Raw genomic sequence first — 2,021 nt, forward strand, 5'->3', positions numbered from 1 at the left:
CTACCTGGCGTTCGCGGGCGGGCTGGAGCCGGAAGCGGTGCTGGGCAGCCGTTCTTCGGACCTCCTCTCGGGGCTCGGGCCCGCCCCGCTGGACGAGGGCGACGAACTCCCGCTGGGCGCTCCGGCGCCGGGCGGCCCGCCGCCGGCCGCCGGTCCCGTCCCCTGGCCGGGGGCCCTCGCCGAGCTGGTGCTCCCGGTCCACCCCGGGCCCCGCCACGACTGGTTCACGGAAGCCGCGCTCCGTACGCTCCACACCGCCGCCTACCGGGTCTCGCCGCACAGCAACCGCATCGGCCTGCGGACGGAGGGCCCGGCGCTGGCGCGGTCCCGCACGGGGGAACTGCCCAGCGAGGGCATGGTCCTGGGTGCGATTCAGGTGCCGCCGGACGGCCGGCCCGTCGTCTTCCTCAACGACCACCCGACGACCGGCGGCTACCCGGTCGTGGGCGTCGTCCCCGAACGGGCCCTCACCGCGGCGGCGCAGGCGGTACCGGGAACCCGGCTCCGTTTCGTACGCGCCTAGAAGATCTTCATCAGCCATCTGGCACGGCGGGACCGGAAGGTCCCGCCGTGCGGATGTCGGGCCTTGGGCTTCACGCGCCCTTGAAGGTGCGCAGCCGCAGGGAGTTGCCGACCACGAAGACGGAGGAGAAGGCCATCGCGGCTCCGGCGATCATCGGGTTGAGGAGTCCGGCGGCGGCCAGCGGGAGGGCGCCGACGTTGTAGGCGAAGGCCCAGAAGAGGTTGGTGCGGATGGTGGAGAGGGTGCGGCGGGAGAGGCGGATCGCGTCGGCGGCGGCGTTGAGGTCGCCACGGACGAGGGTGAGGTCGCCCGCCTCGATGGCGGCGTCCGTCCCCGTGCCCATCGCGAGGCCGAGGTCGGCCTGGGCGAGGGCGGCGGCGTCGTTGACGCCGTCCCCGACCATCGCGACCGAACGGCCCTCCGCCTGAAGGCGCTTGACCACATCGACCTTGTCCTGCGGCATGACCTCCGCGTACACCTCGTCGATGCCCACCTCGGCCGCGACCGACTCCGCCACGGCACGGTTGTCGCCGGTGAGGAGGATCGGGGTCAGGCCGAGGGCGCGGAGCCGGCGAATCGCCTCGGCGCTCGTGTCCTTCACCGCGTCGGCCACCTCCAGCACCGCGCGCGCCTCGCCGTCCCAGGCGATGGTGATCGCGGTACGCCCGGCGGCCTCCGCGGCCTGCTTCGCCTCGGCGAGGTGGTCGGGGAGGGGGATCGCCGCGTCGGCGAGGAGTTGTTCCCGTCCGACGAGGACGGCGTGGCCTTCGACGGTGCCCTGGACGCCGAGTCCGGGGATGTTCTGGAAGTCCTCGGGGGTGGGGAGGGGGCCGGTGATGTCGGTCGCGGCGGCGGCGACGGCTTGGGCGATGGGGTGTTCGGAGGCGTTCTCCAGTGCTCCGGCGAGGCGGAGGACTTCGGTGGGGGTGGTGGTGGGGGTGGTGTGGGTGGTCTGGAGGGTCATGCGGCCGGTGGTGACGGTGCCGGTCTTGTCGAGGACGATGGTGTCGGCGCGGCGGGTGGTTTCGAGGACTTCGGGGCCCTTGATGAGGATGCCGAGCTGTGCGCCGCGTCCGGTGCCGACCATGAGGGCGGTGGGGGTGGCGAGGCCGAGGGCGCAGGGGCAGGCGATGATGAGGACGGCGACGGCCGCGGTGAAGGCTGCGGTGAGTCCGGCGTCGTTGCCGAGCCAGAAGCCGAGGGTGGCGAGGGCGAGGGCGATGACGATGGGGACGAAGACGGCGCTGATGCGGTCGGCGAGGCGTTGTGCGGAGGCCTTTCCGTTCTGGGCGTCTTCGACGAGGCGGGCCATGCGGGCGAGTTGGGTGTCGGTGCCGACGCGGGTGGCTTCGACGACGAGGCGGCCGCCGGCGTTGAGGGTGGCTCCGGTGACGGTGTCGCCGACGCCGACCTCGACGGGGACGGACTCGCCGGTGAGCATCGAGGCGTCCACGGCGGAGGCGCCCTCGACCACGGTCCCGTCCGTGGCGATCTTCTC

2 protein-coding genes are annotated in these 2,021 nt (G+C 73.4%); one reads left to right on the top strand and one right to left on the bottom strand.

Going from position 1 to position 2,021, the window contains the following annotated elements:
• Nucleotides 1–523: biotin-dependent carboxyltransferase family protein (locus tag B9S58_RS26095; RefSeq protein WP_146063565.1), on the top strand; the 523-nt coding region annotated here is incomplete at its 5' end.
• 70 nt (nucleotides 524–593) lie between these two features.
• Here the strand turns inward: B9S58_RS26095 and B9S58_RS26100 are convergent.
• A partial coding sequence (locus B9S58_RS26100) for a heavy metal translocating P-type ATPase (RefSeq protein ID WP_103534483.1) occupies nucleotides 594–2,021 on the bottom strand: 1,428 nt, incomplete at its 5' end.

Origin of the sequence: Streptomyces sp. SM11 (genome assembly GCF_002910905.1) — a bacterium.
Taxonomy (GTDB): domain Bacteria; phylum Actinomycetota; class Actinomycetes; order Streptomycetales; family Streptomycetaceae; genus Streptomyces.